We start from the raw sequence: 26,422 nt of genomic DNA, 5'->3' as shown, positions 1-26,422 counted from the left end.
GTTCCACAATGCGTGGGATGGTCGGTACGCCGGTTGGTGCGGGCCTGTCCGCGCGCGCGCCTGTGCGCGCTGCGGGTCAGGAGTAGGAGTCGCAGCCCCAGCCGTCGTTGTCCGCGTCGAGGCGGTGATAGTCGTTGTTGCCCACCCACACGGTCCGGCCGACGTCGGAGCAGTCGAGGTCGGGGTTGGTGGGCGAGACGGGGCACTGCCAGCGACCGGAGCTGTAGACGCAGACGGCGTCGGCCGCGCTGTCGGGCTGGAGGAAGTCGTTGCCCGCGAACTTCACGGTCCACTTGCCAGAGCGGGTAGCGGTGAACTGGTGGCTGTAGCTGCCGTCGCGGGCCGTTCGGATCGTCGCGACCCTGCGCGGGCCGGCCGTGCCGGAGGGGTCGAAGACCACGGTCAGGACCTTCGTCGTGGGCGTCGCGCGCCACCGCCCGTCCTTCTTGTACTTGAGGGTGCCCGCGACGGTGATCGTGCGGTCCTTGGCGACCGGCTCGGGCCTGGCGTTGGTGGTGACGTTCGTGTCGTAGCGGGCCGCGGCGTTCGCGGGGGCCGACGCCGTGAGGGCGAGAGCGAGCACGCTCACGAGGGCGACGATGGTTCGACGGATCATAGAGTCCAGCCTTTTCGAGGACTCGGGGTGCCCCTGGCTGGGGCACGCTTCGAGTGCCAGAGCCTCTGAGCTGCACAATCTGATCCGATCCGCCCGGTCCTCACCCGGGTGAACATGGGCAGGACACATGCTGCGTGTTGGAGCGGCCAGCAGCTGGACTGCTCGTGGCGAGGCGACCTCGGAGGGAAGTACTACCTCTGCGAGGTGCGTTGCTCACAGTAGACATCGTCTACGCAGAGCAACACATCCCGATTTCGGATGGTCGCCCCGACGGCGTTCGTCCCGCTGATCCGAACGGGAGTTGTCCACAGGCCGGGCCGATCTGCCCGACGTCGTCGCGTCACGCCGGGCAGGATGAGGGCGTGGAAACCGAAGGAATGCAAGTGAACGTCGCCCGTCTCGTTAAGGACGCTCGGTGCGCTGCTGAGCTGACGCAGGCGGGCCTGGCCGCACGGGCCGGTGTCTCGCGGGGTGCCGTCGCGGCCATCGAGACGGGAGCGCGCTCGCCGTCGTGGGAGATGCTGTCGACCATCATGGCCGCCGCGGGCAAACAGATGAAGATCGAGCTGGAGCCGCTCGACGACGACGTTCGCCGTGCCGTCGCCGCCCACACCGGCGACACGAGTGCCGCGGACGGACTGAGCATGACCGTGTCGCTCATGGAAGGGCTGGTGGACCTGGAGTACCGGTTCGAAGGGCTCGCCGCCGCGGCGGTGCTCGGAGCGCCGATCTCCTTGGCCGAGCCCATCGAGCTGGCACTGCCCGACGGTCCCGAGGCCGTGTCCTGGCTCGCCGGCCTTGTCCGCACCGGAGCAGCCGCGGTGACGCCGAGGGGGCGGGCATATCCGATGGAGGGTGTCACCTCGGCCGAAGGCGTTGCGCGACTCGTCGAGCTCGGCGAGGACGGACGCTTCTCGCTCGAGTTCTGGCTCCGTACCTTCAGCGTGCGGTTCGTGCCGGCGGAGGATGCCAGGCGTGCGGTCCTCGTCGTCGGTGAGCACGCGCCGCTTCGTGTCCAGCCGCTCCACGAGATCGACACCACGGACAGGCATGCCGCGCGCGTCCTGCGGCTGCTGCGGGAGCAGGCGCAGGACGCGCGCGGCTGAAGGCGGTCGAGCGCCTGTCGAGGCCCGACCCCGGCGAGACCCTCAGGCCCCGAAGAGGTGGCCGGCCAGGTAGCTGACGACCTTGTCCAGCGCCACGCGCTCCTGCTGCATGGTGTCGCGGTGCCGGATGGTGACGGCCTGGTCGTCGAGGGTGTCGAAGTCGACGGTGATGCAGAACGGCGTGCCGATCTCGTCCTGCCGGCGGTAGCGCTTGCCGATGGCCTGCGTCACGTCGTAGTCGACGTTCCAGTACTTGCGGAGCTCGGCCGCCAGCTTCTCCGACGTCGGGAGCAGGTCCGCCGTCTTGGACAGCGGCAGCACCGCGGCCTTGACCGGGGCCAGCCGCGGGTCGAGGCGCAGCACGGTGCGCTTGTCGACGCCGCCCTTGGTGTTCGGCGCCTCGTCCTCGGCGTACGCCTCGACGAGGAACGCCATGAGCGACCGGGTCAGGCCCGCGGCGGGCTCGATGACGTACGGGAAGTACTTCTCGTTCGTCACCGGGTCCCGGTACTCCAGGTCCTTGCCCGAGCTCTCCGTGTGGGTCTTCAGGTCGAAGTCCGTCCGGTTGGCGATGCCCTCGAGCTCACCCCACTCGCTGCCCTGGAAGCCGAAGCGGTACTCGATGTCCACGGTGCGGGTCGAGTAGTGCGACAGCTTGTCCTTGGGGTGCTCGTAGTGGCGCAGGTTGTCGGCCGAGATGCCGAGGTCCGTGTACCAGTTCGTGCGGTAGTCGATCCAGTACTGGTGCCATTCCTCGTCCTCGCCCGGCTTGACGAAGAACTCCATCTCCATCTGCTCGAACTCGCGCGTGCGGAAGATGAAGTTGCCCGGCGTGATCTCGTTGCGGAACGACTTGCCGATCTGGCCGATGCCGAACGGCGGCTTCTTGCGGGCCGCGGCCGCGACGTTCGCGAAGTTCACGAAGATGCCCTGCGCCGTCTCGGGACGCAGGTAGTGCAGGCCGGACTCGTCCTCGACCGGGCCGAGGTACGTCTTCAGCATCATGTTGAAGTCGCGGGGCTCGGTCCACTGGCCGCGGGTGCCGCAGTTGACGCAGACCAGGTCGGTCAGCGGCACGGCGTCGGGGTCGTCGAGGCCCTTCTTCTCCGCGTGCGCCTCCTGCATCTGGTCCACGCGGTAGCGCTTGTGGCACGAGAGGCACTCGGTGAGCGGGTCGGTGAACACGCCGACGTGGCCGGAGGCGACCCATACCTGGCGCGGCAGGATGACCGACGAGTCGAGGCCGACGATGTCGTCCCGGCTCGTGACCATCGCACGCCACCACTGCCGCTTGATGTTCTCCTTGAGCTCCACACCGAGAGGGCCGTAGTCCCACGCAGAACGCGTTCCGCCGTAGATCTCGCCCGACGGGAAGACGAAACCTCGTCGCTTCGCGAGCGAGACGACGGCGTCGAGCTTGGCGGTCTGCGCAGAGCGCACTGACTTGTCGGACACGAGGGTCTCTCCAGGGGAACAGGCGGAAACAATGTCCGCCCAGCCTACCGTCCGGGCAGGTTGCGGCCCGCGCGAATAAGCCGGTGACGCACCTCTCGTGCCCCGATCTTTGACAACGGTTCTCAACAAGCGTGAGAATCGTTCTCATGACTTCGCCTCGTGCCTCCGGCGCCGCCCTGACCAGCCTCGTCCTCGCCGCAACGGCGACCCTCGCGGGCTGCTCGGCTCAGGGGCCGGGCGGCACTGCCGAAGCGTCCGACGGCGTCACCGTGCTCGCGTCGTTCTACCCGCTCCAGTACGTGGCGCAGCAGATCGGCGGCGACCTGGTCACGGTCGAGAACCTCACTCCGCCGGCCGCCGAGCCGCACGACCTCGAGCTCTCCCCGGCGCAGGTCCGCGAGATCGGCACCGCCGACCTGGTGGTCTACCTGTCGGGCTTCCAGAACGCCGTCGACGAGGGCGTCGAGTCCCGCGCCCCCGAGCACGTGGTCGACGCCGCGGACGCCGCCGGGCTCGTGGAGCATGCGGAGGAGACCGAGGAGGAGCACGCCGAGGAAGGCGACGACCACGGCGCCACCGACCCGCACTTCTGGCTGGACCCGAGCCGGCTCGCCGCCGTCGGGCAGGCCGTGGCGGACGAGCTGACCGCGGTGGACCCGGAGCACGCGGACGAGTACGCGGCGGGCGCCCTGCGCCTGGGCCAGCGCCTCGACGAGCTGGACCAGGAGTTCGCGGACGGTCTCGCCGCCTGCCAGGGCGCGACCCTGGTGACGAGCCACGCGGCCTTCGGCTACCTCGCCGACCGGTACGCCCTGGAGCAGGTGGGCATCTCCGAGCTCGACCCCGAGGTCGAGCCCTCCCCGGCCCGCCTGCGCGAGATCGGCGACCTGGTGGCGGAGCGCGGCATCACCACCCTGTTCTCGGAGACCCTCGTGAGCCCCAAGGTCACCGAGACCCTCGCCTCCGACCTGGGCGTCGACACCGCGGTGCTCGACCCGCTGGAGGGGCTGTCCGAGGAGGCGACGGCCGCCGGCGACGACTACGTCACGGTGATGCAGGCCAACCTGGCCGCGCTGGAGAAGGGCCTGGTCTGCGAATGACGGACACTGAAATGACGGACACTGAGCAGGTGACCGAGACGAGCGAACCCGTCATCGAGGCCCGCGGCCTGCACTTCCGTGCTGGCGCGAGCCACATCCTGCGCGGCATCGACCTGATCGTCGAGCAGGGTGAGGTCGTCGCGCTGCTCGGCGCGAACGGCTCCGGCAAGTCCACCCTCGTGCGGTCCCTGGTCGGTATCAACACGCCGTCCGAGGGGACGGTGCGCCTGCTCGGCGAACCCCTCCGGGCCGGGCGGCGCGGCGCCACCGTCGACTGGGGCCGCATCGGCTACGTGCCCCAGCGCGCGGGCGCGGGCGGCGGCATCCCGTCGACCGCGCAGGAGGTCGTCGCCTCCGGCCTGCTGCACGGACGCCGCCTGCGGCTGCCGCGCGGCTGGCGCGACCAGGTCGAGGCGGCCCTCGAGCAGGTGGGCCTCGCCGACCGCGTGCACGATCCGGTGCACCTCCTGTCGGGCGGGCAGCAGCAGCGCGTGCTCATCGCGCGCGCCCTGGTCCGCGAGCCGGACCTTCTCGTCCTGGACGAGCCCGTCGCGGGCGTGGACGTCGCCAGCCAGGAGGCGTTCGCCACCACCATGAGGCGGCTGGTCGACGGCGGCCTGACGGTGCTCGTCGTGCTGCACGAGCTCGGCGAGCTCGCCCCGCTCGTCTCGCGCGCCGTCGTGCTGCGGCACGGCAAGGTGGTGCACGACGGCGCCCCGCCGCCGGCCCGGCACGACCACGACCGTGCGGGACACCAGCACCAGCACCCGCACACCGGCGACAACGGCAATCGCGTGCTGCTGGACACCGCCGAGTCCAGGGCCCTCGACCTGGAGGTGCGCCCATGATCATGCTCATGCTCATGCTGACCGACCCGTTCATGCAGCGCGCCCTCCTGGCCGCGCTCCTCGTGGGCGTGACCGCGCCCGTCGTCGGCACCTACCTGGTGCAGCGCAAGCTCTCCCTGCTCGGCGACGGCATCGGGCACGTCGCCCTGACCGGCGTGGCGCTGGGCTGGCTCGTCGGCGCGGGCATGGGGCTGACGCCGAACGACGCCCTCGCCGTCCCCGGCGCCGTGGTCGCCGCGGTGGTCGGCTCCGTCCTCATCGAGGTGGTCCGACGCCGCGGCCGCACCTCCGGCGACCTCGCGCTCGCCATCATGTTCTACGGCGGCATCGCGGGCGGCGTCCTGCTCATCGGGATCGCCGGCGGCTCCTCCGGGAACCTCATGCAGTACCTGTTCGGCTCGATCTCCACCGTGTCCGACGCCGACCTCTGGCTCACCGTCGTGCTCTCCGTAGTGGTCCTGGCCATCGGCGTCGGCCTGCGGCACGCGCTGTTCTCCGTGAGCCACGACGAGGAGTTCGCCATCGCCTCCGGCCTGCCGGTCTGGGCGCTGAACGTCGTCGTCGCCGTCGTGTCGGCCCTCACCGTCACCGTCGCCATGCGGGTTGTCGGTCTCCTGCTGGTCAGCGCGCTCATGATCGTGCCCGTCGCGATCGCCCAGCAGGTCACGCACGCCTTCGGGCGCACCATGCTCACCGCGTGCGTCGTCGGCGTCGTGGTCTGCCTCTCCGGCCTGACCATCACCTACTGGTACAACGTCTCGCCCGGCGCCACTATCGTGGTGCTCGCCATCGCGGTGTACGCGGTGGTCTCCCTGCTGGCGCCCCTCCTGACCCGACGGCGCCCCGCGTACGACCCGCATCCCGACCTGCCCGACGACGTCGACCTGCCCGCCGACGCCGCCGAACGCGCGGTCGCCGCCGCAAAGGAGTGCCGCTGATGGCCGCACGCATGACCCGCCAGCGGACCGCCGTCGTCGAGGCGCTGGACGAGCTCGCCGACTTCCGCTCCGCCCAGCAACTGCACGAGACCCTGCGCGCCCGCGGCGAGTCCGTGGGCCTCGCCACCGTCTACCGGGCGCTGCAGGCGCTCGCGGAGGCGAGCGAGGTGGACGTGCTGCGCGCCGAGGACGGCGAGAGCCTGTACCGCCGGTGCGCGCGCCGCGAGCACCATCACCACCTGGTCTGCCGGGCCTGCGGCCGGACCGTCGAGATCGACGGCCCCACGGTCGAGGCCTGGGCCTCCAAGGTCGCCGCCGCCCAGGGCTTCGACGACATCGAGCACACGGTCGAGCTGTGGGGCACCTGCGCGGACTGCCGCGCATCGTCCGCGCGGTGAGTCGGCGGTGGGTCCCGGCCGCCGTCGGCGGTGCGGCCGAACGGCTGGGGTAGAGATCACGTCCCCGAGATGTGTTGCGGCGAGTAGACAATGTCTACGCAGCGCAACACACCCCGATCGGTAACTGTTTCCCTGGAGATCGAGCGATTCTGCAGGAACAATTCCGGTGCGGGCCAATCGCGGCCGTAGCCCGTGGCAGGATGCGTGCATGACCTCAGCACGGCACCCCGCGGACCGTCGGGGACCACTGCCCGCGCGCGCTGAGGTGGTGGTGGTCGGCGGCGGCGCACTGGGCGCGTCGGTGGCGTTCCACCTCGCCGAGGACGGCGTGGACGTGCTGCTCCTGGAGGCCGACGAGCTCGCCTCCGGCAGCTCGGGCAAGCCCATCGGGGGAGTGCGCGCGCAGTTCTCCGACCCCGCGAACGTCGACCTCGGCAACCGCAGCCTGGAGCTCTACGAGGACTTCGCGAACCGCCCTGGCGCGGACATCGGGCTGCAGCAGCCGGGCTACCTGTTCCTCCTGCCGGGTGCCGACGACGTCGCGCTGTTCGAGGAGTCGGTGGCCATGCAGAACGAGCGCGGCGTCGCCAGCCGCATGCTCGGCCACGACGCCGTCCGCCGGCTCAACCCGTACGTCGACGCCGACCGGTACGCCGGGGCCGCCTACGCCGCGCGCGACGGGTTCGCCCACCCGAAGGCCGTCGTCGAGGGTTATGCCGCCGGCGCGGAGTGGCACGGCGCGACGATCCGCACGCACGTCACGGTCACCGACGTCGAGGCGAGGGGCGACGACGTCGTCGCCGTCTGGACGAACCACGGCCGGGTGCGCACCGACGCCGTCGTGCTGTGCGCCGGGGCGTGGACCCGGGACGTGGCGGCCAAGGCCGGGCTCGACCTGCCCGTCGACCCGTACCGGCGGCAGATCGGGTTCACCCCGCGGCTGGAGACGGCGCCGCCGCGGATCCCGTTCACCATCGACTACGGCAGCACGTTCTACTTCCACAACGCCGAGCCCGGCTGCCTGCTGCTCGGCATCGCCGACCCCGCGACCCCCGTCGCGTTCGAGCGCACCTACGACCCGGGCTGGCTGCCGCTGCTGCGCGGGGCGATCGGGGCGTGCGCGCCCGAGCTGGTCGACGTGCCCGTGACGCGCGGCTGGGCCGGGCTCTACGAGATGACGCCCGACCACAACGCCCTCATCGGCGAGGCCACCGGGGTGCCCGGCCGCGTGCTGTACGCCGCCGGCTTCTCCGGTCACGGGTTCCTGCAGGCCCCCGCCGTCGGCGAGGCGGTGCGCGACCTGTATGCCGGCCGCACGCCCCGCACCGACGTGTCCGGGTTCAGCGCGGACCGGTTCGCCACTGCCGGCCCCACCCTGCCCATCACTGGCCAGACCACCACGAGCCCAGGGCGACGAGGCCCTGAGGCGAACATCATCTGAGGACAGGAGAGACCGATGTCCGCACCCACGTTCCTCGAGCCCTGGCAGCTGAGGGCCGCGTTCGCGCGCAGCCTCTCGGACATGTACGGCAAGGAGGTGCCCGCCTACACGACGCTGCTGGACGTGTCGCACGACGTCAACGCCGACTTCGTGACCCAGCACGGAGCGGACGCCGAACGGCTCGGCTCCATCGCGCGCGTCACCGCGGAGCGGCACGGCGCCATCCGCGTGGGCACGCCCACCGAGATGGCGCAGGTCGCCCGCATCTTCGGCGCGATGGGCATGCGCCCGGTCGGGTTCTACGACCTGCGCGACGCATCGTCCAGCTCCGTCCCCGTGATCTCGACGGCGTTCCGCCCGATCGAGCGGGACGAGCTGGCCCGTAACCCGTTCCGGGTCTTCACGTCGATGCTCGTCACCGCCGACCGCCGGTTCTTCACCGCGGACCTGGAGCAGCGCCTGGAGAGCTTCCTCGGCGCCCGCGCGCTGTTCGGCCCGGACCTGCTCGCCCTTGCCGACCGCGCGGAGGCCGAGGGCGGCCTGCCCGAGGACCAGGCCGCGGAGTTCCTGCTCCTGGCGACCGAGGCGTTCGAGCTGTCCCGCGAGCCCGTGGACCAGGCCTGGTACCGCGAGCTGGAGGCGGTCAGCGCAGTCGCGGCCGACATCGGCGGCATCGCCTCCACGCACATCAACCACCTCACGCCCCGCGTGCTCGACATCGACGACCTGTACGCCCGCATGGAGGCGCGCGGCATCACGATGATCGACGCGATCCAGGGCCCGCCGCGCTGGGAGGGCCCCGACGTCCTGCTGCGCCAGACGTCGTTCCGCGCGCTCGCCGAGCCGCGCACCTTCCGCACGGCCGACGGGGAGATCATCAGCGACTCCCTGCGCGTGCGGTTCGGCGAGGTCGAGGCGCGCGGCATCGCGCTGACCCGCACCGGCCGTGCCGCGTACGACGCGGCGGTGATCGAGATCGACGAGGCCGCCGCCGCGGCCCGCGCCGCCGACCCCGGCTTCACCGAGGCGCAGCGCCAGCAGCTCGCCCGCGCCGTCTGGCAGAAGACCTTCCCCACTACCGAGGCGGCGCTCGCCGACCAGGGGCTGGGCTGGTTCACCTACGAGCTGGCGGCCGAGCCGGGCGGCGCGCCCTTCGTCCGCCGGGAGCCCGTCGTCTACGAGGACTTCCTGCCGCGTTCGGCGGCCGGGATCTTCCAGTCGAACCTCACCTCGGACGGCGCCAAGGATGCCAGCCAGGAGGGCACGGACCGGGACGCCGACTGGATGGCGGGCGCGCTCGGCCGGGAGCTGAACGATCCCTTCGACCTGTACGCCGACCAGGTGGCCAGGTCGCTCGCCGGCGCCGCCGAGACCCTCGGCGTCGACCCGGCCACCCTCACCACACCAAACCGCACAACGGGAGCACCGCGATGACCAGCACCACCACCCACAGCCCGCTGACGACCGAGCTGCGCGACGTCGCCCTCGCCGCCCTGGAGCGCCTGGGCGCCACGGTGCCCACCGGGACGGGCCTGCCCGTCGTGTCGCCCCTGTCCGGGCAGCCGCTGCTGGAGCTCCGGCGAGACGGTGCGGCGGAGGCGGCAGCGATCGTCGGGCAGGCCACCGAGGCCTTCACGACGTGGCGCTCGGTACCCGCCCCCGTGCGCGGCCAGGTCATCAAGCGCCTGGGCGAGCTGCTTACCGAGCACAAGGCCGACCTGGCAGAGCTCGTCACCATCGAGGCGGGCAAGATCACGAGCGAGGCCCTGGGTGAGGTCCAGGAGATGATCGACATCTGCGACTACGCCGTCGGGCTGTCGCGGCAGGTCGGTGGCCGCACCATGCCGTCCGAGCGCCCGGGCCACCGGCTCATGGAGACGTGGCACCCGATGGGCGTCGTGGGCGTGATCAGCGCGTTCAACTTCCCGGTAGCGGTGTGGTCCTGGAACACGGCGGTGGCGCTGGTCTGCGGCGACACCGTGGTGTGGAAGCCGAGCGAGAAGACGCTGCTGTCCGCCGTCGGCGCCTCGGCGCTGCTCGACCGGGCGCTGGCCGAGGCCGGGTTCCCGGCGGGCGTCTCGCAGCTGCTCCTCGGGGACCGCGAGGCCGGCGAGGCCCTCGTTGCCGACCCGCGGGTGGCGCTCGTCTCCGCGACCGGCTCGGAGCGGATGGGCCAGCAGGTCGCGCCCGTCGTCGCGGGCCGCGGCGGCCGGTACCTGCTGGAGCTGGGCGGCAACAACGGTGCGATCGTCGCGCCGTCGGCGGACCTCGACCTCGCGGTGCGCGGCGCCGTGTTCGCGGCCGCCGGTACGGCGGGGCAGCGCTGCACCTCGCTGCGTCGCCTGATCGTGCACGAGTCGGTGGCGGACGAGGTCGTCGCGCGGCTCGCCAAGGTCTACGGCGGCCTGCCGGTCGGCGACCCGCGTGCCGAGGGCACCCTGGTCGGCCCGCTGGTCGACGCGGGCGCGCGCGACCGCATGCTCGCCGCGATCGACGAGGCGGTGGCCGCGGGCGGCAGGCTCGTGGTGGGCGGCACCGCGGTGACCGTGCCCGGCGCCGAGGACGCGGCGTACGTGCACCCCGCGATCGTGCGGATGACGAGGCAGGCCGACGTCGTCAAGCGCGAGACGTTCGCCCCGATCCTGTACGTGCTGACCTACTCGGAGCTGTCCGAGGCGATCGCCCTGCACAACGACGTGCCCCAGGGCCTGTCGTCGGCGATCTTCACGCTGGACGTGCGCGAGGCCGAGACGTTCATGTCCGAGGTGGGCTCGGACTGCGGCATCGTGAACGTCAACATCGGCACGTCCGGTGCGGAGATCGGCGGCGCGTTCGGCGGCGAGAAGTCGACGGGCGGCGGGCGCGAGTCCGGCTCGGACGCCTGGAAGCAGTACATGCGCCGCGCCACGAACACGGTGAACTACTCGACGGAGCTCCCGCTGGCGCAGGGCGTCAACTTCGGCTGATCCGCGCCGCGACGACGTGCGCGGCCCGGCTCCACGCGTCACGATGCGTGGAGCCGGGCCGCGCTGCTACGGCGTCGGCGGACGGCGTCGGCGGACGGCGTCCGGCGGGTGCGCCGTCACCGTCATCCTGCCCGCCGGGCGGTCAGGGTCGCGACAGAGCCGCCGGGACCGCCAGGATGGAGCCGGTCGCGGTGGTCGGGACGTCGGTGCTCGGGGCATAGTTGTTCACGTCGCTGACGGAGACCCCTACCCGCTCCGCGACCTCTTCGAGCGAGAGGTTCTGCTCCCACCGGAGCACGCGGATCTGGCTGATCTGGTGGGTGGTGAGCGACGGCGCCGGGCTCGTGACCACGGGTGTCGGCACGCTGTCGGAGAGCTTCTCCCAGTCCGCTGCCGGCTTCACGGGCGCGTACTTGCGTTCCAGCTGCACGCGCTCGGTTTCTCCGGTCAGGGCGGGCTCGGACCAGACCTGCTCGGGCGCGGCGGCCGGCTCGGGTCTGCCGGGCAGAGCAGGCTCGTCGTGCGCGGACCGGTCGTGTTCGCCCCCGTCGGTCACGGCCAGGCCGAGCTGAACGCCGGAGGGAAGGACGAGCTCGGGCAGGTTCACGCGGGTCAGCGCGCGGTCGGCCGCGGTTCGCTCGAGCTCGGTCTGATCCGGCATCCACTCGCCGGCCAGCGCGGCGGCCTCCTGGACGACGTCGCGAATCGTGCGCTCCGACTCGAGATGTGGGCGCGTCACCTCCGCGGTGACGGCAGCGGGCACGTGGCGGTGGACCCGGGTCACCGCGGCGTTCACGTCCGCGATGCGTGCGTCACGCTCGTCCTCGGGGGCGATCTGCGCCAGCCGCACCGCGTCGAGCATGTCGAGCACGGCCGTCTCGCGGTCGGTCTCGATCTGGGCCAGCCTGTCGAGGTCGCGCGCACTCGACGCCGACTGGAAGAACAGGTGTACCGCTACCGCTGCCAGGACGGGTGCGACGGCGCGAGAGGCGGCGAAGATGCCCTCACCGAGCAGCCAGCCGTGCCAGGCGGCGAGCGCGCCGGACAGGACCCCGACGATGATCGCGCCGCCGAGCCAGCGTCCGTGACCGGCAGGCGGACGGCCGCTCTCGAGAGCTCGGTCGGCTCGGCGCCGTCCCTCCCAGGCCAGGCCGATCACCAGTGCCTCGTAGGCGACGCCTAGCGCGTAGCCGAGTCGAGGCCCCTCATAAGCGGCGATGGTGTGTGACATGCCGATGTAGGCCCAGGCCGAGAGGCCGAAGGCCCCCAGGAAGAACCCTGGGTTTCTGCGTATGTCAGCGATGACCGCAGGAACGCGTCGACGGCGTTTCTCCGATGCCATGATGGGTTTATCCCTCTCGGTCGATACAGGTGGGGTGGGGCTGGGACAGCGGGGGCGTGTGATCGGAGCCCGGCCATAGTCAAAGGTGTAAGGCTGATCTTGGACCACGTTGGGCACTTTGTGCTCTTTACGCACGAGATAGAGGTCAAAACTCGGCGAAATATCGCCCGCTCGCGGCGTCCGGTCACTCGATCGGGGCCGGCTCGTCAGGCAGGGTGAAGGTGGTGGCGAATTCGGCCGAACGGTAGCCTGCCCGCTCCGCCGTCACCGTCACTCGCACGCGGTGACCTTTGTAGCTCCCGCGGAGCCAGATGCGGGGACCGGGTCCGTACTCCGCCCACGTGATGGTCTCGCCGGTCTCGACGTCGACCCACGCCCATGTGTAGGTGACGTTCGGGTCCTGGTCGACCTCGCAGTGGGCCATCCAGCCGAGGTGCTCCTGGCCGTCGTCCAGCGTGATCGTGCAGCTCGGCTGCGGCACCGACGGCTGCGGCACCGTGCCGGTGGCGTTGGAGACCAAGCTCGCCTCGGCGTATCCCGACCGGGCGCCGGTGAGCCTGACCTGGACGGTCTTGCCGACGTCGTCGAGCGCGACGGTGTAGGTGCACGACCCGAGGTTGTCCCGCTCCTCGCCGCCGATGCTCCACAGGCACGCGGTGGTGGCCGGCTGCGGCGTCCAGCCGGTCGCCTCCGCGATGAGCTCCTGGCCCACCTGGACCTGCGCCGGGATCGCCACGGCGCCCGGCTGGAACCGGGCCGGGGCCGCGTCCTGCTCATCGGCGGGCGCGTCGGCCTGCTCGTCGACGGGCGTGGCGACCGGAGAGCTCTTGGGTGTTGCCGACGGCTTCTCCTTCGGCTCCTTCGAGGACGGGCTGGGGCTGGGGTCGCCGGACGGCTCGGCCGACGTCGACCCCTCGGCCTCGGGATCGGTGACCACCGGCGAGTCGTCGGGACCCAGGAAGTGCACGAGCGCCGCCGCGCCGCCGCCGCCCGCCAGCACCAGACCTGCCGCGACGAGGCCGGTCAGGACCCTGCGACGTACCCGGTCCGACGGTGCTGGTGCCGTCGGACGGTCCGGCGCGGTCGTGGCGGCGGACGACGATTCCGCGCCCAGCACCGTGTCCAGAGGCACACCGGAGCCCGCCAGACCGGTGTGCACCGGCTCGACGTACGGCGGGTCGGCGGGCGAGGTGAGCACCGCCGACGCCGTCGGACGCGCGGCGGGGTCCTTGGCCAGGCAGGCGCCGACGAGGTGACGCAGGCCGGGCGGGAGGGCGCTCAGGTCGGGCGTCTCGTGCACGATCCGGTAGGTGACCGTCGCGAGGTTGCCCGTCCCGAACGGCGGGGTCCCGGCCGCCGCGAGGTGGGTGACGGCGCCGAGCGACCACATGTCGGAGGCGGTGGTGACGGCCTCACCCCGGGCCTGCTCGGGCGACATGAACTGGGGCGTCCCCGGCTGCAAGCCCGTGGTGGTCAACGACGTGGCGTCCGAGTCGGCGACGATGCCCATGTCGATCAGGACCGGCCCGTCGGGGCCGAGCAGCACGTTGGCGGGCTTGACGTCGCGGTGGACGAGCCCTTCGCGATGGATCGCGTCGAGGGCCTCGGCAAGACCGGCGACGAGCTCGCGGACCGCCGGCTCGGGCAGGCTCCCCAGCTCGGCGATGGCCTGCGCAAGGGTGGGTCCGGGCACGTACTCGGTGGCCAGCCAGGGCCTGGGCGCGTCGACGTCGAAGTCGACGACGGCCGCCATGCGGCGGCTGCGCACCTTCGTCGCGGCCGACACCTCGCGACGGAAGCGGGCCCGGAACTCGCGCTCGTCGGTGCGTTCCGGGTGGATGACCTTGATGGCGAGCAGGCGGCCGCTCCGGGTGACTCCGAGGTACACCACGCCCATGCCGCCCTGGCCCAGCCGGCCGCGGATCTCGTAGCCGCCGAGCTCGGGTGGGTCGCCGGCGGTAGGTGGCGCGATCTCAGGTGCACGGACACGTCGCGCCACATCGGACAGCACTGGGAACTCCTAGGGTCGGGTGTGCTCGCTCGGAAGGGCCGGTCGATCGGCGCGCTTGCCGGACGGCGGCACGAGCGTATCGGAACTGGTCGGAGCGCGATCGCACCGCCGCGCGAGCAGGGCCTCCGGTGGGGACTGTTGTTTTTCGGACTGTGTTGCTCTGCGTAGACGATGTCTACGCAGAGCAACACAGCTCGCCCGCGGAGTCTCTCCCGGTGTGCCGGCGCCCGGCTCTCGCGTATTCCTAGTTATCCACAGATTCAATGGCTTGAGGCTTCTCAATAGCGATTCATGGCGGAACATGGAAGCCATGACCTCGACATCGACATCTTCGGTTGCCCTCGTTCCCATGAGCCCCGGTGCGGGCCCCGCCGTCGGCCCGCTCGGCCGGCTGACCGTTCGCCAACGCCTCGACCTCGCGACCCGGCTGGCACATCGCCTGGTCGAGCACGTGCTGCGGCCCGGCAACGCCGACGCGGTCCGGCGACAGGTCGCGTACGTGCGCTCGGAGTCGCTCGCGCCCGACGACGTCGATCCCGAGCTGCGCGCCGCCATGACGCGCGACTGCGCCGTCGACATGCTGGTGCACGTGGGGTCGCGCGAGAAGGGCGGTTCTCTGGTCGCCAGGGTCCTGGATGCCGAGCCGGCCGGCCTCACCGTCGACGACGCCGAGCGCGCGCTCCTCGAGCAGTGGCGCGACGGCGGCGTGCTGGGCTACTTCATCGTGACCGACCTGGTGGACGAGCACGCGGTGCTGCACAACCTGGAGGACGACCTGGACTACCGGGTCTTCACGGGGCGCTCCGAGATCCGTTCGGTCGCGCTGGTCCCGGGCCTGCCGCTGTCCGGGCGGGTGCTGCCCGTCGGGGCGGCCTGGATCTTCGCCGGTACCCCGTCGGTCTTCTCGCCGAGCGCCATAGTCGGCGTCGTCCGCGGCGTCGTGGGGCTGCTGACGTCGTCGCCGTGCCCGGCCTACCGCAACCCGCGCAGGCTGGCCCGGGCCCGCGAGCTCGTCGCCGACCACCATGGCGCGTTCCGCGACCTCTTCGGGGACGTGCTGGTGGAGGGCACCGCGTCGCACGTCATGGACTGCTACCTGCGGTTCAAGGACCGGATCGGGGCCCCGGCGGAGGAGTTCGCGCTGTTTCCCTCGCTCCGGGACGAGCGCTGGCTGCCCGACGACGCCGCCGACCCCGACGACGCGGCGTTCGCCCTGGTGCACCATCCCGTCAAGGGGCTGCGCCTGCTCGACTGGTACGGGCAGCTCCGCGAGGTGCACACCGCGCCGCTCGAACCGTGGAAGCCCCAGCGGCTCGCGCAGGTGCTGGCCGACCCGGACGTCCCCTCGTGGGTGCTGGCCCTGCTCGCGGAGCGGCACCCGGACCACCTGGACGCGCTGTACCGGGCCGCGTCCGGCCGGCCCGGGTTCGCCTGGGAGCAGGACGGTGCGGCGCTCCTGCGGGACCGCGAGCCGGCGGCGGGCCGGGACGAGCCGGGGCTCGTCATGGCGTCGTCGATCATGTCGCGGGTCCTGCCGCCCGAGGAGCTGTGACCAGCGGGGAGGCTCAGCCGCCGCTGACGCTCAGCTCGGCCTCGCGCAGCTTGGCCTCGAACTCCTCGGACAGATCCCGGGAGTCGAGCCAGCCGTACGGCAGGTGCGGCGTCTTGGGCGAGCCCGCACGGCCGCGGGGTCCCTCGGCGTCGTCCCCGGGGTAGGGGGCGTCCAGGTCCAGGGTGTCGAGCCGCTCGCGCAGCTCGGCCAGCGTGTTGATGAGCGCGAGGGAGTGCCGCATCTCGCCCCCGACGGCGTAGCCCTTGAGGTACCAGGCCATGTGCTTGCGCAGGTCGCGCATGGCCTTGCCCTCGTCGCCGTCGAAGTACTCGATCATGAGCTCGCCGTGCCGGTAGACCGTGTCGGCGACCTCGCGCAGCCCGGGCCGCACCCGCAGGTCGGAGCCGTTGAACGCGGCGGCCAGGTCGGCGAACAGCCAGGGGCGGCCCTGGCAGCCCCGGCCGACGACGACGCCGTCGGCCCCCGTCTGCTCGACCATGCGCAGGGCGTCCTCCGCGGACCAGATGTCGCCGTTGCCGAGCACCGGGACCGTCCGCACGGCCTCCTTGAGGCGCGCGATCGCCTCCCACTCGGCCTGCCCGGAGTAGTGCTGCGCGGCGGTGCGGGCGTGCAGCGCGACGGCGGCGGCGCCGAGCGACTCCGCGATCCGGCCCGCCTCCAGGTACGTCAGGTGGTCGTCGTCGATGCCCTTGCGCATCTTGACCGTGACGGGCACGCCGTGCGGCTCGGCCGCCTCGACCGCCGCCTTGACGATGTCCGTGAAGAGCTGGCGCTTCCACGGCAGCGCGGCGCCGCCGCCCTTGCGCGTCACCTTGGGGACGGGGCAGCCGAAGTTGAGGTCGACGTGGTCGGCCCGGTCCTCGCCCGCGATGATCTTCACGGCCGCGCCCACGGTGGCCGGGTCCACGCCGTACACCTGCGCGGAGCGCGGCGTCTCGTCCGCGCCGAACGTGACGATCCGCAGCGCCTCGACGTTGCGCTCCACGAGCGCGCGGCTGGTGACCATCTCCGCGACGTACAGGCCCGGGTCGAACCCGGTCGACTGTCCCGCCTCCCGGCACAGCGTGCGGAAGGCGCGGTTGGTCACCCCCGCCATGGGCGCGAGCACGACCGGCGTGCCCACGGTGATGGGCCCGATCTGCAGGGGCTTGAGCAGGGGAGCGCCCGACGCCCGGCCGGATGCCGTGGGCGCCTGAGCGGTCGTGTCGAGGACGGAAGTCACGGACCCATTGTTCCATCGGCGCGCGCGAGTGCCGGGGCGCTGTGGCCGCTCTCACGGTGCAAGTGCATCTTTTGCCGACATTCGACACCCGTGTCGTAATTGATTGGCGGAGCCTCAAGGGGCGCGAGGCGACGGACACATGGAACCGGGTAACCGGGACGCGCTCGAACGCTTGGGGGGTCCTGATGCAGGCCGACAGCAGCACGCAGGAACGCACCGCGAAGATCAGCGTCGCCACGCTCACCGCGATGGTCGTCGGCTCGATGGTCGGCGCCGGGGTGTTCTCGCTCCCGAGCCGGTTCGCCGGCGAGACCGGGGTGCTGGGCGCACTGATCTCCTGGCTGGTCGCAGGAACCGGCATGCTCATGCTCGCCTTCGTGTTCCAGCGGCTCGCGATCCGCAAGCCCGACCTCGACTCGGGCGTCTACGCCTACGCCAAGGCCGGATTCGGTGAGTACCTCGGCTTCTTCTCGGCGTTCGGGTACTGGGCGAGCGCGTGCGTCGGCAACGTCACCTACTGGATCCTCATCATGTCGACGGTGGGCGCGATCCTGCCCGTCCTCGGTGAGGGCGACACCCTGGTCGCGTTCGTCGCCTCCTCGGCGTGCGTGTGGCTGTTCTTCCTGCTCGTACGTCGCGGTGTGAAAGAGGCGACGACGATCAACCGCATAGTCACCGTCGCCAAGGTCCTGCCGATCATCGCGTTCGTGCTGATCGCGGTCTTCCTGCTGGACCCGCAGGTGCTCATGGACAACTTCGAGGGCTACGGGATCACCGGACCGCTGTTCGACCAGGTGCGCGGCACCATGCTCGCCACGGTCTTCGTCTTTCTCGGCGTAGAGGGCGCGAGCGTCTACTCGCGTCACGCGCGGCGCAGGGAGGACGTCGGCCGGGCGACGGTCCTCGGCTTCCTGATGGTGCTCGCGATCTTCGCCTCGGTCACCATCGTGTCCTACGGCATCCTCCCGATGGAGGAGCTCGCGCAGCTGCGCCAGCCGTCGATGGCCGGTGTGCTGGAGGCCGCGGTGGGCGGCTGGGGCGCCGTGTTCGTGAGCGTCGGCCTGATCGTGTCCGTCCTGGGCGCCTACCTGGCCTGGACCCTCATGTCCTCCGAGGTGCTGTACGTCGCCGCCAAGGACCGCGACATGCCGCGGTTCCTCGCGCGGGCGGACGCGAACGACGTGCCCCGGCCCGCGCTCCTGATGACGACGATCCTCATCCAGCTGATGCTCTTCGTCACGCTCCTGTCCGACGACGCGTTCACGTTCGCGCTCGACCTGACGAGCGCGCTCTCCCTCATCCCCTTCCTGCTCGCCGCGGGCTATGCGCTCAAGCTGGCGACGGGTCGCGGTGGTCCCGCCGAGGGGAGCCACACGGTGCGCGACCTCGTCATCGCGGTGATAGCCGTGCTCTACACGGCGTTCCTGCTGTTCGCGGCCGGGCTGACCTTCGTGCTGCTGTCGTTCGTGATCTACGCCCCGGCGACGGTCCTCTTCGTGATGACCCGGCGCGAGCAGGGCAGACGGGTGTTCAGCAGGGGCGAGCTGGTGATCTTCGTCGTGTCGGTGGTCGGCGCGGTGATCGGCGTGGTCGCGCTCGCCACGGGCGCGATCTCCATCTGAGGAAGGGACACCATGACGAACCAGAGCGGCGACACGCCACTGCCTTCGGCGGCCTACGGGGTGCACTCCGAGGTCGGACGCCTTCGTAAGGTGCTCGTCTGCCGGCCCGGGCTCGCCCATCGGCGGCTCACGCCCACCAACTCGGACGACCTGCTCTTCGACGACGTGCTGTGGGTGGACAAGGCGATCGAGCACCACGCCGGGTTCGTCGCCGACCTGCGCTCCCGTGGCGTCGACGTCGTCGAGCTGCACGACGTCCTCGCCGCGACGATGCGCGTCCCCGGGGCGCGGGACTGGCTGCTGGACCGCAAGATCGTCCCGGAGATCGTCGGGTCCGGCCTGGTCGACGCGACCCGCGAGTTCCTCGAGGGCCTGGAGCCGGAGCAGCTCGCCGAGCACCTGATCGGCGGGCTGGCCACCAACGACGTGCCAGACCTCCCGGCCGGGTACCGGTCGCTGGCCGAGTTCGCGCTGGACGCTCGCGAGTACCTGATCGCGCCGGTGCCCAACACCCTGTTCACCCGCGACACGACGTGCTGGCTGTACGGCGGGGTGACGCTCAACCCGCTGTACTGGCCGGCGCGGCACGACGAGACGCTGCTGATGAAGGCCGTCTACGAGTTCCACCCGGACTTCGTCGGGTCGACGGTCTGGTGGGGCGACCCGGAGACCGACCACCGGCAGGCGACGTTCGAGGGCGGCGACATCATGCCCGTGGGTGACGGCACGGTGCTGATGGGCATGAGCGAGCGCACCTCGCGCCAGGCGATCACGCAGGCCTCCGAAGCCCTGTTCGAGCGGGGCGCGGCGGAGCGGGTGATCGTGGCCGGGATGCCGAAGCTGCGTGCGGCCATGCACCTCGACACCGTCATGACGTTCGCCGACGTCGACACGGTGACCGTCTACCCGCGCATCGTGGGGGCGATCCACCCGTTCGTGCTGCGGCCGGGCGACGGCCGCGGCCTGTCGGTCACGGACGAGGGCGGGTCGACGTTCCTGGAGGTCGTCGCGCGCGAGACCGGCCTCGGCTCGCTGCAGGTCATCGAGACCGGCGGCGACGTCTACGAGTCCGAGCGTCAGCAGTGGGACAGCGGCAACAACGCCGTCGCCGTCGAGCCCGGCGTGGTGTTCACCTACGACCGCAACACCACCACCAACGACCTGCTGCGCAAGGCCGGCATCGAGGTGATCGAGATCGTCGGCGCGGAGCTGGGGCGTGGGCGCGGCGGCGGGCACTGCATGACCTGTCCGATCATCCGGGACCCCGCCGTCTGACGGCGTCGGCCACCCGCAGCGACAACGCACCGGGCGAACCGGCTCGCCCGGCCGGCCGTGACCGGGCAAGATACGGCCTGACCTGGTCTTTGGCCATGGGTAGTCCATTCGTGGACTGACTCCGCCCGTAGGTATTACGGTTCGGCTGCGGTATGCCGCAGATTTTTTGATCGGTGTTGGGAAAGGGAGTGCGCATGGCCGGCCGGATCCTGGAGCTGGACGCGAAGCAGTGGGCCGCGGTGACGGCCGAGGCGCGGGACGGCGGCGGCGCGACCGCCGTCGGTACGGCGCTCGCCGAACACCTCGGCGCGCCCGTTCGCGCGACTCTCATCTCGACGTCCGGCTCCAGCGGCACGGTGACCCGGCTGACCATGGTCGGGGAGCGGGTGCTCCTGGTCATCCAGGTGATCGCAGAGCGCGACGGCGAGACGTTCCTCGCGCCGGGGGCCGAGCTCCGGTTCGCCAATGTCGACGAGCTGTGGCCTGCGCTGACCGCCGCGCTGCCGCCGTTCGAGGCGCTGCGGGCGCCGGCGTCGGCGGTACCGGGCGGCGGCGAGGGGACGTCGCCGTCGTCCAGTCCGGCGGGGGACCGGGCCGAGCTGATCCGCCTGCTCGACGGCGAGCAGGCGAACCTGCAGGTCACGGTCGAGGCGTGGCGCAACGCGGAGGCGCCCGCGGTCGTGTGGCCGCGGCTCTGGTCCGTGGTGGACGGGAAGCTGCTGGACGTGCGGACCGACGACGGCGAGCTCGCGCCCGTCGAGCGGCCGGCCGGATCGGTCGCGGCGGAGCTGCAGTGGGCCCTGGTGGGCGCGGTGGACGCGACCACGCCGGAGGCCGGCGCCGCCGGTGACGCCGACAACGAGGCGAACCGATGAGCGAGGGGATGGTCGGGCAGGACCCGGAGAAGGTCCGGGAGCTCGCCAGGGCGCTGGAGAACAGCGCCTCGGAGCTGGAGTCGGTCAAGCAGACCACCGGCAACGCCGTCTGGTCCTTCGACGGCTGGGGCCCCAACGTCGACCAGCTTCGTGGTGAGTGGGAGACGCAGCACGCACCCATGCTCGGGAGCATCGCGGAGTCGCTGACCACCTTCGCGCAGCGGGCCAAGGCGAACGCCGACGCCCAGGACCAGACGTCGAACACGTACGACGGCGGAGGATCCCCGTTCGCCGGGGTCTCGACGCAGGGGTCGGCGAACGCCGGCGGTGGTGGCGACGACGACGGCGGCGGCCCGCTCGACTGGCTGGGGGACAAGGCCGGCGACCTCTGGGACGCCGGCGGCGACGCCGTCGACTGGGTGGGCGACAAGGCCGGGGACGCGGCCGGCTGGGTCGGCGACAAGGCCGGCGACGCGGCCGGCTGGATAGGGGACAGGGCCGGGGACCTCTGGGACGCCGGCGGCGACGCCGTCAGCTGGATCGGCGACAAGGGCTCGGACGCGCTCGGCTGGATCGGCGACAAGGGCTCCGACGCGCTGGGCTGGCTCGGCGATCGCGCGAGCGCGATCGGCGGCTCGTTCCAGAACCTGGGCGACTCCGGCATGCAGCTCTGGGACGCGACCGGCGGGGCGATCCTGGACGGCGAGTGGCCACGGACCACGGAGGTGCTCGCCTCCACCATCCGGCTCGGGGGCGCAGCGGTCGGCGTCGGCCTCACCGCCGGCTCCCTGGGGATGTTCGACCCCAAGGTCTTCGACGACGGCGACCCGTACGCGGGCGAGCCGTCCGAGGTCACGGCGCCGCGGACCCCGACGAGCGTCTCGGAGCTCGCTCTTGGCGTGACCGACTCGTACAAGGCCGCCGACGGCAACATCCGGATCACCACCATCGAGGGTCCGGACGGGCCCAAGGTCATCGTGAGCGTCCCGGGGACCGAGGCATGGAACCCGTCCGCGGGCGACAACCCGATGGACGTCACCGGCAACCTCGTGACCGCGGGCGGCGGGCGCTCGACCATGAGCGACGCCGTCGTCCTCGCGATGGAGAACGCGAACATCCCGCCCGGCGCCGAGGTCATGATGGTCGGCCACTCGCAGGGCGGCATGACCGTGGCCGACCTGACGTCCGACTCGGCGTTCGTGGACAAGTACAACGTCACCAACGCGATGACCTACGGGTCGCCCATCGACAGCGCCCACATCGACCCCTCGGTGAGCGTGCTGGAGATGCAGCACCAGCACGACGCCGTTCCTCGTCTCGACCTGGGGGACTCGCGGTTCCCGTTCCTGCCCGGCGGGCAGAACGAGGGCCCCAACCACACGAGCGTCACGTTCGACGACCCCGGGTCCGCGTGGGACGCGGCGGGCAACCACGACCACAGCGAGAACTACCCCAACTCCATGGCCAACAGCACGGATCCTGGATACCTCGCCTACCAGCAGTCGCTCCGCGACAGCGGCTTCCTGACGGACGATCCGGGCTCGGTGTCCGCCGTGGACGTCCACGTCGGCCGGAAGAACTGATGGGCAAGGGCTGGGAACGCCGTAGGCGCCGGCTCCGGCAGCGGCTGGCACAGGCCGGACCGGTCGGCGGCACGCTGGCGGCGGTGCTCGGCATGGGGCGGTCGAGGAACACGGACTGCGAGGACCTGTTCGCCGAGACGGCACTCGCGGTCGACGGTGTGGTGTCGGCCGAGTTCGACTGCAGCGACATGTTCGGTGGTGGCTGGGAGCGAGGCAAGGTGGTCCTGCGGGCCTCGTCCCGCGACGAGGCGATCCGGATCATGGATGCCCTGCTGCGGGCGTTCGCCGCCGAGCCCGGCCTCGAACCCCGCTGGTCGACGCCGCAGGAGTACCGGAACGAGGACGGGTCGGTCGTCGTGGGAGCACTGGCCGTCGGGTTCTCGGGGGTTCCGACGATCCGCGAGGTGCGCGAACACTACGGAGAGGGACTGACCAAGTGATGCGACGTGAGCGAGCGCGGTGGTTGCCGGCCGCGATGGCGGGGGCGTTGCTGCTGTCCGTCTCGGCCTGTTCGTCCGCCACGGCCGACTGCGAGGAGGCGCTCACCGCGGCGACGGTGTCCGTCGCAGGTGTCGCCTCCGCGGAGTGGGAGTGCAGCAACAACTTCGGCGGCGGCTGGGAGCGTGCCGACGTGGTGATCGAGGCGACGACGAAGGAGGAGGCCGTCGCGGTGATGGACGCCGTGCTGCAGTCCCTCGCCGCGTCGCCCGACCTCGAGGCCGGGTGGGGGACACCCCAGGAGTACGTGAACGAGGACGGGTCGATCAAGGTCGGCGCGAACGAGCTCGGGTTCAACGGCCCGCCGACCGTCGGCGACGCGCGCGAGCACTACGGCATCACGCCCGGCTGACCGAGTTCCGTCCACGAAGCAGAGCGCCTGTCCGGCGTCCGACCCGTAGACCCAGGTCGGACGCCGGACAGGCGCTCTACTTCTTCGCCGAACTTCGCCGGACCTGGCGTCAGGCGCGCAGCCAGACGGTGGTGTCCGCGGGCACCGCGACGGCGTCGGCCGAGGTCGCGAGGTCGCCCGACGCGACCAGCACGTCGGTCCCGGCGGGCAGCGGGAGCGGTGCCGCACCCAGGTTGGCGAGCACCACGACGCCCGCCACCCGGAAGGCGACGACGTCCGGGCTGTCGGTCAGGGCGTCGACCCACGAGAGCACACCCGCACCGATCTTCTCGGCCCGGCGCAGCTCCAGCGCCGTCCGGTACATCTCGTACGTCGAGCCCTCGACGCCGTACTGCTTGTCGGCCGCGAGTTCGGCGTAGACGTCGGGCTGCGGCAGCCAGGTCTTGCCCGTGGCGCCGAACCCGTTGCCCGGTGCTCCGCCGACCCACGGCAGCGGCACGCGGCAGCCGTCGCGGCCGGGCTCGGCGCCGCCCGTGCGGAAGAAGGACGGGTCCTCGCGCACGTCGTCAGGCAGGGTGGTGTGGTCGGGCAGTCCGAGCTCCTCACCCTGGTACATGTACGCCGAGCCGGGCAGGCCGAGCATGAGCAGGGTCGCGGCCCGGGCCCGGCGCGTGCCGAGCTCCAGGTCGGGCTGCGGGTCGTTCGCGCCGATGCCGTTCAGCGGGCCGCTGCCGATGTCGGCGAGGCCGAGGCGGGAGACGTGCCGGACGACGTCGTGGTTGGACAGCACCCAGGTGGTCGGGGCGCCGACGGCGTCCATGGTGCTGAGCGACGCGCCGACGACGGTGCGCAGCCGGGCCGCGTCCCACGGTGCGGTGAGGAACGAGAAGTTGAACGCCTGGTTCATCTCGTCGGGGCGTACGTAGCGGGCCAGGCGGCTCAGCGGCTCCACCCAGGCCTCGGCCACCAGGCAGCGGTCGCCGTCGTACTCCGCCAGGACGCGGTGCCAGGCGCGGTAGATCTCGTGCACGCCGTCCTGGTCGAACATCGGGCCGTGGTGGCCGGCGCCCGTGGAGCCGTCCTCGGGGGCGCCCGGGTCGGTGGCCTTGTCGGTGCTCTCCTCGACGGTGCCCTCGACCATCGCTACCTGGCCCTCCCAGTCGGGCAGGCCGGGCGCCTTGATCATGCCGTGCGCGACGTCGACGCGGAACCCGTCCACGCCCCGGTCGAGCCAGAACCGCAGCACCGCCTCGAACTCCTCGCGGACCTCGGGGTTCTCCCAGTTCAGGTCCGGCTGCGTCGAGTCGAACAGGTGGAGGTACCACTGCGGGCCGAGCGGACCGTCGTCCTCGCTGGGCGCCAGCCGCGTCCAGGCGGGGCCGCCGAAGATGGACTGCCAGTTGTTCGGCACATCGGAGCCTGCCGGGCCGCGCCCGTCGCGGAACATGTACCGCTCGCGGGCGGCCGAGCCGGGGGCGGCGGTCAGCGCCTCCTGGAACCAGACGTGCTGGTCGGAGGAGTGGTTGGGCACGAGGTCGACGATGATCTTGAGGCCGCGCTCGTGCGCGCCGGCGAGCATCTCGTCGAAGTCCGCGAGGGTGCCGAACAGCGGGTCGATGTCGCGGTAGTCGGCGACGTCGTAGCCCGCGTCCTTCTGGGGGGAGCGGTAGAACGGGCTCAGCCAGACGGCGTCGACCCCCAGCTGCTTCAGGTGGTCCAGCTTGGCGGTGACGCCCGGCAGGTCGCCGATCCCGTCGCCGTTCCCGTCCGCGAACGAGCGGGGGTAGACCTGGTAGATCACCGCATCGCGCCACCACTCGCCGCTGCCGGCGAGGGAGTGGACGGGTGCACCGGCGGTGAGGTCGCCGGTGGTGAGCGGGGCAGTACTTGTCACGTGTCGCGTCCTCCGAGATCGGGAAATGGGGGCTGTAACGCTTGCTGCAAGCGTACGGGAGGAATCGCGCCCGATCGGACAGTGTGCTGCGTCAGACAGCGGCGTGCGGCGCGGCGCCGGTCGAGCCGCGGACCACCAGCTCCGGGGTGAACAGCAGCTCCGAACGGGGCGCTCGCTCGCCGTGGATCTCCGTGAGCAGGGCGCTGACGGCGGCGTGCGCCATGTCGGCGACGGGCTGGCGCACCGTCGTCAGCGGGGGGTCGGTGAACGCGACAAGGGGCGAGTCGTCGTAGCCGACGACGCTCACGTCGTCCGGCACTGAGAGGCCGCGTGCGTGGGCGGCACGGATGGCGCCGAGCGCCATCAGGTCGGACCCGCAGACGACGGCGGTGTGCCCGGTGTCGAACAGGTCGCCGGCCGCCGCCTGGCCGCCCTCCAGCGTGTAGAGGGTGAGGCTGACGTGCTCGCGCGCCTCCTTCTCGGAGGCCGCGAGCCCGTGCCGCACGAGCTGCGCGACGAACGACTCGATCTTGCGCCTGGCCGGCACGAACCGGTCGGGGCCGATCGCCATGCCGATGCGGCGGTGGCCCAGGGACACCAGGTGCCGCACCGAGAGCTCGACGCTGGCGGCGTCGTCGGGGGAGACGAACGGCGCGTCGATGCCCGCCGCGTAGCCGTTGATCAGCACGATCGGCAGGCCGCGGCCGCGCAGCCGCTGGTAGCGCTCGGTCGAGGCCCGGGTGTCGGCGTGCTTGCCGGACACGAAGACTATGCCGTCCACGGCGTGGTCGATCAGGGTCTCGACGTACTCGTCCTCCGTGGTGCCGCCCGGGGACTGGGTGCACAGCAGCGGCGTGTACCCGCGCGAGGCGAGCTGCGACTCGATGGCCTGCGCGAACGCCGGGAACACCGGGTTGGACAGCTCGGGGACCACGAGGCCGATCAGGCCGGCCGGCCGCGCGCGCAGCGCGGAGGGGCGCTCGTAGCCGAGCACGTCCAGGGCGGCTAGCACCGCCTGGCGGGTCTCGCCGGCCACGCCGGGCTTGCCGTTGAGCACGCGCGACACTGTCGCGGTGGAAACGCCTGCCTGCTCGGCGAGGTCGGTCAGTCGGGTGCGCACGCCTGGCAGCCTAGGTGACACGCGACCTCCTCGTCGTGAGCGAGTGCTGGTTTTTGGCACCCGCTGTCGCCGCCGTCGTCCACGACGGCTTGCAAGCGATGCTGAAACTTTATCGCAACTGCTTGCAAGATCGACCGGAGCGGCCTTACGGTTCGGGCATCAATCCAGGCCCGACGTCGGGCCGCGA

Annotated in this window: 22 protein-coding genes; 15 read left to right on the top strand and 7 right to left on the bottom strand. The window is 71.7% G+C overall.

Translation table 11 applies throughout. The annotated features are described in order from the left end of the window. Window positions 1–76 precede the first annotated feature (76 nt). Entirely contained in the window at window positions 77–616 is a 540-nt protein-coding gene (locus C8K30_RS15870) for a hypothetical protein (RefSeq protein ID WP_108493855.1), read from the bottom strand. A 383-nt stretch (window positions 617–999) separates the two neighbouring features. Here C8K30_RS15870 and C8K30_RS15865 point away from each other — a divergent pair, with 383 nt between their 5' ends. Further along, the gene (locus tag C8K30_RS15865; RefSeq protein ID WP_158281028.1) at window positions 1,000–1,722 is read left to right on the top strand and encodes a helix-turn-helix transcriptional regulator; all 723 of its coding nucleotides are present in this window, start codon (window positions 1,000–1,002) and stop codon (window positions 1,720–1,722) included. Window positions 1,723–1,764: 42 nt separating this feature from the next. Here the strand turns inward: C8K30_RS15865 and C8K30_RS15860 are convergent, their stop codons facing one another. Continuing rightward, window positions 1,765–3,177 (bottom strand): glycine--tRNA ligase, encoded by a 1,413-nt coding sequence (locus C8K30_RS15860; RefSeq protein WP_199230511.1) that lies wholly within the window; start codon window positions 3,175–3,177, stop codon window positions 1,765–1,767. A 146-nt stretch (window positions 3,178–3,323) separates the two neighbouring features. Between C8K30_RS15860 and C8K30_RS15855 the strand changes: the two genes are divergently transcribed. The 7 genes from C8K30_RS15855 (at window position 3,324) to C8K30_RS15825 (ending at window position 10,868) form a co-directional block, all read left to right on the top strand. After that, complete coding sequence (locus C8K30_RS15855; protein ID WP_108493853.1) at window positions 3,324–4,277, top strand: metal ABC transporter solute-binding protein, Zn/Mn family; 954 nt, start codon at window positions 3,324–3,326, stop codon at window positions 4,275–4,277. A gap of 11 nt (window positions 4,278–4,288) precedes the next feature. Further along, window positions 4,289–5,125: a metal ABC transporter ATP-binding protein gene (locus C8K30_RS15850; RefSeq protein ID WP_199230510.1), complete on the top strand. Its 837-nt coding sequence runs from the start codon at window positions 4,289–4,291 to the stop codon at window positions 5,123–5,125. A 2-nt stretch (window positions 5,126–5,127) separates the two neighbouring features. Next, window positions 5,128–6,063 carry a metal ABC transporter permease gene (locus tag C8K30_RS15845; protein ID WP_108493969.1) on the top strand — a complete coding sequence of 312 codons (936 nt, stop codon included), beginning with the start codon at window positions 5,128–5,130 and terminating at the stop codon, window positions 6,061–6,063. After that, the gene (locus C8K30_RS15840) at window positions 6,063–6,461 is read left to right on the top strand and encodes a Fur family transcriptional regulator (RefSeq protein WP_108493852.1); all 399 of its coding nucleotides are present in this window, start codon (window positions 6,063–6,065) and stop codon (window positions 6,459–6,461) included. Before C8K30_RS15845 ends, C8K30_RS15840 begins: the two co-directional genes overlap by 1 nt. A gap of 208 nt (window positions 6,462–6,669) precedes the next feature. Next, the gene (locus C8K30_RS15835) at window positions 6,670–7,902 is read left to right on the top strand and encodes an FAD-binding oxidoreductase (RefSeq protein WP_108493851.1); all 1,233 of its coding nucleotides are present in this window, start codon (window positions 6,670–6,672) and stop codon (window positions 7,900–7,902) included. Window positions 7,903–7,917: 15 nt separating this feature from the next. Further along, a complete protein-coding gene (locus C8K30_RS15830; RefSeq protein ID WP_108493850.1) occupies window positions 7,918–9,336 on the top strand; it encodes a VOC family protein in 1,419 nt (472 codons plus the stop codon). After that, window positions 9,333–10,868: an aldehyde dehydrogenase family protein gene (locus C8K30_RS15825; protein WP_108493849.1), complete on the top strand. Its 1,536-nt coding sequence runs from the start codon at window positions 9,333–9,335 to the stop codon at window positions 10,866–10,868. The genes C8K30_RS15830 and C8K30_RS15825 overlap by 4 nt, the downstream gene beginning before the upstream one ends. 142 nt (window positions 10,869–11,010) lie before the next feature. Here C8K30_RS15825 and C8K30_RS15820 read toward each other — a convergent pair whose 3' ends face one another. After that, a complete protein-coding gene (locus tag C8K30_RS15820; protein ID WP_146197499.1) occupies window positions 11,011–12,099 on the bottom strand; it encodes a helix-turn-helix domain-containing protein in 1,089 nt (362 codons plus the stop codon). Window positions 12,100–12,394: 295 nt separating this feature from the next. Further along, window positions 12,395–14,221, bottom strand: a complete 1,827-nt coding sequence (locus C8K30_RS15815; protein WP_108493847.1) for a serine/threonine-protein kinase — start codon at window positions 14,219–14,221, stop codon at window positions 12,395–12,397. A 349-nt stretch (window positions 14,222–14,570) separates the two neighbouring features. On the opposite strand from C8K30_RS15815, the gene C8K30_RS15810 reads away from it, so the two are divergent. Beyond that, window positions 14,571–15,773 carry a hypothetical protein gene (locus tag C8K30_RS15810; protein WP_108493846.1) on the top strand — a complete coding sequence of 401 codons (1,203 nt, stop codon included), beginning with the start codon at window positions 14,571–14,573 and terminating at the stop codon, window positions 15,771–15,773. 13 nt (window positions 15,774–15,786) lie between these two features. Here C8K30_RS15810 and dusB read toward each other — a convergent pair whose 3' ends face one another. Further along, window positions 15,787–17,016, bottom strand: coding sequence for a tRNA dihydrouridine synthase DusB (gene dusB, locus C8K30_RS15805; RefSeq protein WP_369940172.1), 1,230 nt, complete (start codon window positions 17,014–17,016; stop codon window positions 15,787–15,789). 185 nt (window positions 17,017–17,201) lie between these two features. On the opposite strand from dusB, the gene C8K30_RS15800 reads away from it, so the two are divergent. From C8K30_RS15800 to C8K30_RS15775, 6 genes are all read left to right on the top strand, one after another. Beyond that, on the top strand, window positions 17,202–18,638 hold the full coding sequence (locus C8K30_RS15800; protein ID WP_108493845.1) for a basic amino acid/polyamine antiporter: 1,437 nt from the start codon (window positions 17,202–17,204) through the stop codon (window positions 18,636–18,638). A gap of 12 nt (window positions 18,639–18,650) precedes the next feature. Then, window positions 18,651–19,913, top strand: a complete 1,263-nt coding sequence (locus C8K30_RS15795; RefSeq protein WP_108493844.1) for an arginine deiminase — start codon at window positions 18,651–18,653, stop codon at window positions 19,911–19,913. Between the two features lie 194 nt (window positions 19,914–20,107). Next, complete coding sequence (locus C8K30_RS15790) at window positions 20,108–20,788, top strand: hypothetical protein (RefSeq protein ID WP_108493843.1); 681 nt, start codon at window positions 20,108–20,110, stop codon at window positions 20,786–20,788. Next, window positions 20,785–22,371, top strand: coding sequence for a hypothetical protein (locus C8K30_RS15785; RefSeq protein ID WP_108493842.1), 1,587 nt, complete (start codon window positions 20,785–20,787; stop codon window positions 22,369–22,371). The genes C8K30_RS15790 and C8K30_RS15785 overlap by 4 nt, the downstream gene beginning before the upstream one ends. Further along, the gene (locus tag C8K30_RS15780) at window positions 22,371–22,811 is read left to right on the top strand and encodes a hypothetical protein (RefSeq protein WP_199230508.1); all 441 of its coding nucleotides are present in this window, start codon (window positions 22,371–22,373) and stop codon (window positions 22,809–22,811) included. The genes C8K30_RS15785 and C8K30_RS15780 overlap by 1 nt, the downstream gene beginning before the upstream one ends. Further along, window positions 22,811–23,221: a hypothetical protein gene (locus C8K30_RS15775; protein WP_108493841.1), complete on the top strand. Its 411-nt coding sequence runs from the start codon at window positions 22,811–22,813 to the stop codon at window positions 23,219–23,221. Before C8K30_RS15780 ends, C8K30_RS15775 begins: the two co-directional genes overlap by 1 nt. A gap of 109 nt (window positions 23,222–23,330) precedes the next feature. Here the strand turns inward: C8K30_RS15775 and C8K30_RS15770 are convergent, their stop codons facing one another. Further along, the gene (locus C8K30_RS15770) at window positions 23,331–25,115 is read right to left on the bottom strand and encodes a glycoside hydrolase family 13 protein (protein WP_108493840.1); all 1,785 of its coding nucleotides are present in this window, start codon (window positions 25,113–25,115) and stop codon (window positions 23,331–23,333) included. A 91-nt stretch (window positions 25,116–25,206) separates the two neighbouring features. Beyond that, window positions 25,207–26,235, bottom strand: a complete 1,029-nt coding sequence (locus C8K30_RS15765; RefSeq protein ID WP_233257203.1) for a LacI family DNA-binding transcriptional regulator — start codon at window positions 26,233–26,235, stop codon at window positions 25,207–25,209. Window positions 26,236–26,422: the final 187 nt, after the last annotated feature.

It is taken from the genome of Promicromonospora sp. AC04, assembly GCF_003058225.1.
Classification (GTDB): Bacteria; Actinomycetota; Actinomycetes; order Actinomycetales; family Cellulomonadaceae; genus Promicromonospora.
This window is presented reverse-complemented; position numbering and strand designations above follow the sequence as displayed.